Below are 7,802 nucleotides of genomic sequence, written 5' to 3' on the forward strand. Positions count from 1 at the left end.
TCGATGGCTCCCCCTGACGGCACACCGTTAGGGTCCAAAACATGAAATACGGCATTGCGGATCCGGAGCGGTTGGGGCAGGCGGAGCTGTCCGACGGCCGGAAGACGGGTTGGGCGGAGTGGGGACCGGAGGACGGGACTCCGGTGCTGCTGTTCTCCGGTGCGGGAATGAGCCGGTGGCTGGGGTTCGGGAAGGACACGGTCGCCGCGCGCGGGATCAGGCTGATCGCCCTGGAGCGCCCCGGCCTGGGCTCCTCCGACCCCGACCCGGGGCGCACGCTGGAGAGTTGGGTCGCGGACGTCCGGGAGTTCGTCCGGCTCAGGGACCTTGGGGGAGTCTCCGGGAGTCGGCGGGGCGTCGCCGTCGTCGGGTTCTCGCAGGGGGCTCCGTTCGCGCTGGCCTGCGCGGCGGCGGGGGTCGCCAGGGCGGTCGCGATCGTCTCCGGACAGGACGAACTCCTCCATCCCGCCTTCGCCGACGACCTGGACCCGCATCTGAGAGGGATGCTCCAGGCCGTCGCCGCCGACCCGGACGGGTTCGCGGCGTCCTTCGAGAAGCAGGCCGACGCCGAGGGGCTGTGGCGGCTGATCGTTTCGATGAGCTCGGATCAGGACCGGGCCGTCTACACCGACCCGGCGTTCGCGGAGCACTACCGCCGGGCGCTGGCCGAAGGCTTCTCCCAGGGGCCGGCGGGCTACGTCCGCGACCTGCTCGTCACGATGTCCCCCTGGCCTTTCGACGTCGCGGACATCACGGTCCCGGTCGACCTCTGGTACGGCGGGCACGACACCAGCACGGTCCACTCTCCCGACCACGGGGCCACCCTCGCCCTGCGCATCCCGACGGCGCGCAGGCGTCTGCTGCCCGAGGCGGGCGGATCGTTGCTGTGGACGCACGCCGAGGACATCCTCACCGCGCTGACCTGAGCCCGGCGTCCCGCCCGCGTGGCCTCGTCACCTCACCGGAAGATCCCCGTGTGACCGAGCGAGTAGCGTCCCGGCTGGGGATAGACCGCCAGGCCGTGGGGTCCCGCGCCGACGGGGATCTTCCTGACGAGGCGGCCGCTGCCGGTGTCGAACACGTAGACCACGCCGTGGTAGCGCCCGGACAGCCACAGACGGCGTCCGTCCGCGGACACCCCGCCCATGTCCGGCGAGCCGCCACCGGGGATGCGCCAGGTGTCGACGGGCCTGCGGCGGGCGAAGGAGATCACGGAGACCGATCCCGCGCCGCGGTTGGAGACGTACAGCAGCCGCGAGTCACGGCTGACGTAGAGTCCGTGAGCGCCGGCGCCGGTCCTGACGAAGCGCCGGACACGGAACCTCTCCGCGTCGACGAGCCAGACCCCGCCTCTGGCCATGTCGGCGACGTAGAAGGTGGTGCCGTCGGGCGAGAGCTTGACGTCCTGGGGCATGCTGCTGTGCCCCGCCGCCCGTGCCGCGCCGGAGGACATCTCGTGCGCCGTACCGGCCGCCGTGCCGTGGTGCGCCCCGAGGCTCCGCATGTCGCTGTGCGGCACTCCTCTGCCCGGCAGGTCGATGACGGAGCGGACCTTCCGCGCGCCGACGTCCACGACCACCAGCTGACCGGAGAACTCGCAGCTGGCCAGGAAGACGGTCTCGTCCACGGTGAAGTCGCCGTGGTTGATCCCCCTGCAGGGCATGCTCAGCGAGCGCCGCAGCCGCATGGTGCGCGGGTCGCGGAAGTCGAGCCGGTTGTTCCGCTCGGCCATCACCAGGGCGGTACGGCCGTTCGGGGTGAAGTACAGGTTGTAGGGGTCGTCGACGGGTACGGCCTTGCCGGGCCTGCCGGTCATCGGGTTGATCGGCGTGAGCGTGTTGCCGTCGTTGTTGTTGACCCACAGCGTCCTCAGGTCCCATGAGGGGACGACGTGCTGCGGCCTGCCGTGGACGGGGAACTCCCGGATCACCCGGTAGGTACGCGGGTCGATCACGCTGACGGTGTCGCTCTCGCTGTTCGGCACGTAGACCCGCGCGGGGAACCTCCTGACGGCCGGGCTGAGCATGCCGGGCCGGTCATGGGCGTAGACGTCCACCGGATCGGCCTCACCTGCCCCGCGAACGGCGTCCGCGGGCAGGACGCCGGGGGTGTCGGCGGAGGCCGCCGGGGAGGGCGGACCGGTGTGCGCCGCGGAGTCGTGCGACGTGGGGGCACCAGCCCCGCAGGCCGTCAGGACGCACGCCGTCGAGGCGGTCAGGACCACGCTCGCGACGAGCCGCCGTCCGTTTTCCAACTGCCGCATGGCGCGCTCCCCGGTCGCCCCGGCTCTCCGTGCGGCCGGCTACGGAAACGGTAGGGACAGGTGGGTCAGCGGTTGCCCAAAGCAGGGTCACCGGGGGTCTCGCCTTTCCCCACGGCGCGCATTCCGGCGATGGCGATCTCGGCGGCGCGCCTGCTGGCCTCCGCCACCTCGTCGGGGGAACCGCCACGCCTCAGGCAGATGAACCCCGCCAGCTTGACCGCGCCGATCACCCCGCCGACGGCGGCGGACGCCTCGATCAGGTCAAGCTCCTCCGGGCAGGCCTGGTGCAGGGCTTCGGCCAGCTCCCGCTGGGTGTCGAACAGCAGCAGCAGCCCGTAGGCCCTGAGCGAGGGAACGGTCATCATCAGCTGGGTGATCGACGCGCTGTCCCGCCTCATCTCGGCGCTGCCCATCGTGGCCTCGAAGGCCGTGGCGACCACGCGGGCCAGCAGGTCGGCCGGGCTGTCGTCGCTCCGGCGCTCGGCGACCGTCCGCAACGCGCGGTCGAGGCTCTCCCTGACGTGGTGCAGGAGCACCTCCTCCTTGCTCGCGAAGTAGCTGAAGAACGTCCGCGTCGAGACCTCGGCCGCCATGGCGATCTCCGAGACGGTCGTCTGCTCGTATCCCTTCTCCAGGAAGAGGCGCAGCGCCTCTGTGATCAAGGCCTGCCTGGTACGGAGCTTCTTGCGTTCACGCAGTCCGGGAACCTCACCCATGACGGAAGAGTAGTGCATGGAATTATCTTATGCACTTATTGCAAACTTGCACTAGATGTACTTTTATGGGAGTGACGGGGCGCCGGGGCCGACAACTCGCACACGGGGAGATGCGAACCGCCCCCTCATGCTGTTTGATCATTCCTGAGCCGTGCCTCGCCGCACTGCGGAGGAGGCGCCACGCGCGACACCCTGTCCACCACCATGTTCACCATGATGTCCATCTGCGGTGTGCAGGCACTCAGGTCCGGATGGGCGGGAGCGACCTCGGCTCCTTCCACACCCTGAGTCCTGGGCCGTACAGACCGGAGGATCAGATGAAAGTGCAGACCGACACGCATCGGTGCATCGGCGCGGGCATGTGCGCGCTCACCGTGCCGGAGGTGTTCGACCAGAACGAGGAGGACGGCACCGTTCTCCTCCTCGACGCGGAGCCGCCGCCCGAGCGGCAGGCCGCCGTCCAGCGAGCCGAACGGCTGTGCCCCTCGGGGGCCATCTCGGTGCTCCTGTCCGAATGACCGTCGCCCTTCGCGGGCCCCTTCGAAGGACATTCGAGGGGCCCCGCGTGACCCGGGAGACCGAAGACGGACTCAGAGGTGGTAGGCGTACTCGCGGAACTCCCAGTCGGTGACGGTCCGGGAGAAACGCTGCACCTCGTCGCGCTTGTAGGCCAGATAGGCCGCGGCGAACTCCTTGCCCAGCACCTCGATCAGCTCGCTGTCGGCCTCGAAGGCGTCCAGCGCGGCTGGCAGCGACATCGGCAGCACCGGCGCCTTGGTCGCGTCGTAGCCGTAGCCCTCCAGCGGGGCCGGCGGCTGGATCCGGTCGCGGATGCCCAGGTAGACCGCGGCCAGCAGGCCGGCGATGCCCAGGTAGGGGTTGGCCGAGGCGTCGCCGAGCCGCACCTCCAGGCGCGAGCCCGCGCCGCGCTCGGGCGGGATGCGCAGCATCGCGCTGCGGTTGTCCAGCCCCCAGTCGTTCAGCCAGGGGGCCAGGGTGTCCGGGCCGAACCGCTTGTAGGAGTTGATCGTGGGGTTGAGCAGCGCGGCCAGCGCGGGGGCGTGGGCCAGCACGCCGCCGATGGCGTGCAGCGCGGTGGCCGACAGCCCGTATGCCCTGCCGTCGCCGTCGCCGTCGGCGTCGGCGGCGAAGACGTTGCGGCCGGCGGCGTCCAGGCAGGACAGGTGCACGTGGAAGCCGGAGCCGCCCTCGTCGTCGAAGGGCTTGGCCATGAAGGTGGCCATCAGCCCGTCGTGGCGGGCCAGTTCCTTGATCGCGGTCTTGAAGCGGAAGGCGCGGTCGGCGGCGTCGAGGGCGTCGGAGTGGTGCAGGTTGATCTCGAACTGGCCGCCGGAGAACTCGTGGTTGCCCATGGTGGCGCCGATGTTCAGCGCGCGCAGGGTGCGCAGGGTGCGCAGCACGTGGGAGCCGCGGTCGCCCTTGCGGCCGGTGACGTAGACGTTGCCCAGGGCGTCGTCGTAGCGCTGCCAGCCGGTGCCGTTGGCGGCGGCCGAGCCGGTGCCGGCGGCGGCGGGCTCGAGCAGGTAGTACTCCAGTTCGGGGCCGGCGATCGCGGTCAGGCCGAGGTCGGTCAGCCGGGCGGCGGCCGCGGCCAGCACGGTGCGGGGCGACTCCAGGAAGGGCAGGCCGGTGGCCGGGTCGTAGGCGTCGCCCAGCACGTGGGCCACGCCGGGTTCCCACGGCAGTTCGACCAGGGTGGTCAGGTCGGGGCGGATGGAGACGTCGGGCAGGCCGCGGTCCAGGCCGCCGGGGACCGGGACGGTGTCGCCCTGGGGGGAGGTGTAGTAGACCGCCTGGCAGAAGGCCACGCCGCTGTGCAGGATGTCGGGCAGGCGTTCCAGCAGGACGTCCTTGCCGCGCTCGGTGCCGATCAGGTCGGGGTAGCCGACCCGGACGACGTCGATGCCCTGTTCCCTCAGGCGCTCGACGGTCCGCTCGACGGACTCCGCGCTCACTGGGCCTCCCTGGTACGTCCGGACAACTCGTTTGGGTGCAAAACATACGCCTCGAACGCCCGGGGAACAAGGTTCCCTGAGAGGAGGCCGCTGTTTTCCATCGTGACATCTCGCAGTTCAACGCATATCGTATGGCCCCAAACAGTCAGCGCGAACGAGACGTCCCTCTCAACTAAGGAGGCGCCGTGGCCACGGTGCGCGGTTTCTTCACCCCCAAGACGGCGACCGGCCGCTCCTCGCTGGTCCCCAACCCGCCGTGGTACTACTCCGGCGACCTGCTCACCGTTGAATACCGTACCGACCCCGCCCGGGTCGCCGAACTCCTGCCCGAGCCCCTGACCCTCGCCGACGAGGACCCCGGCGCGGTCGCGATCATCTGGGCCGACTGGCAGTCCTGCTCCGGCACCAAGGAGGAGCTGCTCGACCCGGTCCGCTCGCAGTACAAGGAATGCTTCGTGGTCGTGCGCTGCGCCTTCGAGGGCAGGACCTTCTCACGCTGCGTCTACATCTGGGTGGACAAGGACTTCGCGATCGCCCGCGGCACGCACCAGGGCTACCCCAAGAAGCTCGGCTCGATCCACCAGACCCGCGCCTTCCCGTTCGGTCAGGCCGCGCCCCGCATCGGCGAGGGCGGCACGTTCGGCGGCACCCTGGCCGCCGCCGACCGCCGCCTGGCCCAGGCCGTGGTACGGCTTCGCGAGCCCAGCGAGACCAACGGCTTCGTCAACGGCCACCCGATGGCCCACAACCGCTGGCTGCCGTCGATCGAGCCGGGCGGCGGCCTGGCCCTGGACGAGCTGATCTCCAGCGGCGGGCAGTCCTTCGAGGGCGGCCAGGCCTGGAAGGGCGAAGCGGAGCTCGAGCTGTTCGACTCCCCCACCGAGGAACTCGCCGCGCTCAAGGTCGACGAGATCATCGGTGGCTACTATCAGCAGGTCGGGGTCGTCTGGAACGGCGGCACCCTGCTGGCGTCCGGAGTCTCGGGCGCGCAGTGACCCGTTCCGGGCGCTGACCTTCGAACGAGCGGCAGGGGGCGGCCGGGACGGCCCGTTGACGGGTGTGGCGGTCTTCCGCTGGGATGTGGGAGGGAGAGCGCTCCCCCAGTCGCCCGCCGCCCCCGGGACAGCGGGGAGACGAAACGCCGACCCCATCGTGAGCTTCGTGTGTCCAGAATCACACGTACACGAATGAAAATGGCGTAAGGGACTGTTCTTTCAGGTCAGTTCCCGAAGAGTCCGCTGCCGCTCGACATCGAAGGAGCCTGTGTGCCCGCGCACTACTCATTGACGGAGACCGAGGAGGCGGTGAACCGCCGCCTCGGCGCGTTCCCGATCAGACGCGAGGCGCTGGCCGCCGTCTCCAACCTGCACCGGGCCGCCGCCGCCGTGCGCCAGCACCTGGAGAACTCCGCGCTGCGGGTGGCCGACCTGACCTGGAGCGCGTTCGTCGTGCTGTGGGTGGTGTGGATATGGGAGGAGATCGAGACCCGGCACGCCGCGGCCGAGGCCGGCATCTCCAAGGGCACCCTGACCGGCATCATCAAGACCCTGGAGTCCCGCGGCCTGATCCAGCGCAGCCAGCACCCCGACGACCGCCGGCTGGCCCTGCTGCGCCTGACCCCCGAGGGGCTGGCGCTGATGGAACGGCTGTTTCCCGCCTTCAACGACGAGGAGGCCTTCGTGGTCGGCGCGCTGGAGGAGCACGAGGCGCTTGACCTGGCCGCCTGCCTGCGCCGGATCGTCACCCACCTGGAGGAGCACGGCGAGCAGCGCCGCAACGACCTGCGCCGCCAGACCCCCGTCCCGCCGCGCCGCGGCGGCCGCCGTCGCACCGAATGATCACCACCCCGCCCCCGAAGAGCCGTGGGGAGCGGGGTCAGCGGGCGACCACCGCCACCGGGACGTCTCCCGGAAGGGTCAGCGGGTGGCGGCGGTCACCAGGGCGTCGAAGAGGCGCTGGTTGACCGGGTCGGTGGCCGCGGTGTCCTCCGGATGCCACTGCACCCCTACGAACCAGCCGGCAGGCTCGGCCAGCTCGGCCGCCTCCACCGTGCCGTCCGCGGCGTGCGCGACGGCCACAAGCCCCTGGCCGAGCGCCTCGACGCACTGGTGGTGGTAGCACGACGCGGTGATCTTCTCCGCCCCGGTCACCTCGGCCAGCAGCGAGCCGGGCCGCACCGCCACCGGGTGCACCACGTGCCGGTGGTCGACCTCCATGTGCTGGCGCAGCCGGCCGCCGAGCAGCACGTTGACCACCTGCAGGCCCCGGCAGACCGCCAGTGTGGGCAGCCCGGCCGTCAGCGCGTGCCGGGCCGCGGCCAGGTCGAAGGCGTCCTGCTCGGCGTCGACGTCGTAGACCTGCTCGTGCGCCACGCTCTCGCCGTAGACCTCCGGCGACAGGTCCCCGCCGCCGGGCAGCAGCAGCCCGGCGGCGGCCGCGAGCCGGTCGGCGGCCCGCCCGGCGTCGACCGGGTGCATCAGGAACGGTTCACCGCCCGCCTGGTAGACCGCCTCGGCCAGCGCGCGGGCGGTGACCACCGCTGCGTACCGCAGCGCCGAGGTGCTGGCGGCGAAACGCGAGGGGATCGCGATGAGCGGGCGACGAGACATCCCGGACTCCTCCAAAGGTTCATTTGTAGCCAAACGGTATTCTAGGCCTTCCCCTGGGTCTTGACCGGTCATCGCGGCTCGCCCTAGGTTGTTTGGAGTCAAACGATTAGGAGAAGCGGATGACCACAGTCGCCGGCGTCCCCGTCAACGGCGATCACTGGATCGGCGGCGAGCGGGTCAGCTCGCCCACCACGTTCGACGACCACTCCCCCATCGACGGGGCGCTCATCGCCCAGAT

General features: G+C 70.8%; 8 protein-coding genes. 4 read left to right on the plus strand and 4 right to left on the minus strand.

What is annotated here, in order from left to right; translation table 11 throughout:
- Nucleotides 1–41 precede the first annotated feature (41 nt).
- Nucleotides 42–926, plus strand: a complete 885-nt coding sequence (locus tag PKF00_RS37315; RefSeq protein WP_271222449.1) for an alpha/beta fold hydrolase — start codon at nt 42–44, stop codon at nt 924–926.
- Between the two features lie 32 nt (nt 927–958).
- Here PKF00_RS37315 and PKF00_RS37320 read toward each other — a convergent pair whose 3' ends face one another.
- Together PKF00_RS37320 and PKF00_RS37325 are read right to left on the minus strand one after the other, a co-directional pair.
- A complete protein-coding gene (locus PKF00_RS37320; RefSeq protein ID WP_271222450.1) occupies nt 959–2,263 on the minus strand; it encodes a YncE family protein in 1,305 nt (434 codons plus the stop codon).
- 65 nt (nt 2,264–2,328) lie between these two features.
- Nucleotides 2,329–2,997: a TetR/AcrR family transcriptional regulator gene (locus tag PKF00_RS37325; RefSeq protein ID WP_271222451.1), complete on the minus strand. Its 669-nt coding sequence runs from the start codon at nt 2,995–2,997 to the stop codon at nt 2,329–2,331.
- A 299-nt stretch (nt 2,998–3,296) separates the two neighbouring features.
- Here PKF00_RS37325 and PKF00_RS37330 point away from each other — a divergent pair, with 299 nt between their 5' ends.
- Nucleotides 3,297–3,497, plus strand: a complete 201-nt coding sequence (locus PKF00_RS37330) for a ferredoxin (RefSeq protein WP_271222452.1) — start codon at nt 3,297–3,299, stop codon at nt 3,495–3,497.
- Nucleotides 3,498–3,569: 72 nt separating this feature from the next.
- Here the strand turns inward: PKF00_RS37330 and PKF00_RS37335 are convergent, their stop codons facing one another.
- Complete coding sequence (locus tag PKF00_RS37335) at nt 3,570–4,955, minus strand: glutamine synthetase family protein (protein WP_271222453.1); 1,386 nt, start codon at nt 4,953–4,955, stop codon at nt 3,570–3,572.
- 185 nt (nt 4,956–5,140) lie between these two features.
- Between PKF00_RS37335 and PKF00_RS37340 the strand changes: the two genes are divergently transcribed.
- On the plus strand, nt 5,141–5,950 hold the full coding sequence (locus PKF00_RS37340) for an acetoacetate decarboxylase family protein (RefSeq protein ID WP_271222454.1): 810 nt from the start codon (nt 5,141–5,143) through the stop codon (nt 5,948–5,950).
- A gap of 270 nt (nt 5,951–6,220) precedes the next feature.
- Nucleotides 6,221–6,793 carry a MarR family winged helix-turn-helix transcriptional regulator gene (locus PKF00_RS37345; protein WP_271222455.1) on the plus strand — a complete coding sequence of 191 codons (573 nt, stop codon included), beginning with the start codon at nt 6,221–6,223 and terminating at the stop codon, nt 6,791–6,793.
- Between the two features lie 78 nt (nt 6,794–6,871).
- Here PKF00_RS37345 and PKF00_RS37350 read toward each other — a convergent pair whose 3' ends face one another.
- On the minus strand, nt 6,872–7,564 hold the full coding sequence (locus PKF00_RS37350) for a gamma-glutamyl-gamma-aminobutyrate hydrolase family protein (protein ID WP_271222456.1): 693 nt from the start codon (nt 7,562–7,564) through the stop codon (nt 6,872–6,874).
- Nucleotides 7,565–7,802: the final 238 nt, after the last annotated feature.

It is taken from the genome of Streptosporangium carneum (assembly GCF_027922005.1).
Classification (GTDB): Bacteria; Actinomycetota; Actinomycetes; order Streptosporangiales; family Streptosporangiaceae; genus Streptosporangium; species Streptosporangium carneum.

Bases quoted from the DNA above. Each gene is read 5' to 3' on its own strand.
- PKF00_RS37315 (WP_271222449.1), top strand. From the start codon at position 42: ATGAAATACGGCATTGCGGATCCGGAGCGGTTGGGGCAGGCGGAGCTG.
- PKF00_RS37320 (WP_271222450.1), bottom strand. From the start codon at position 2,263: ATGCGGCAGTTGGAAAACGGACGGCGGCTCGTCGCGAGCGTGGTCCTG.
- PKF00_RS37325 (WP_271222451.1), bottom strand. From the start codon at position 2,997: ATGCACTACTCTTCCGTCATGGGTGAGGTTCCCGGACTGCGTGAACGC.
- PKF00_RS37330 (WP_271222452.1), top strand. From the start codon at position 3,297: ATGAAAGTGCAGACCGACACGCATCGGTGCATCGGCGCGGGCATGTGC.
- PKF00_RS37350 (WP_271222456.1), bottom strand. From the start codon at position 7,564: ATGTCTCGTCGCCCGCTCATCGCGATCCCCTCGCGTTTCGCCGCCAGC.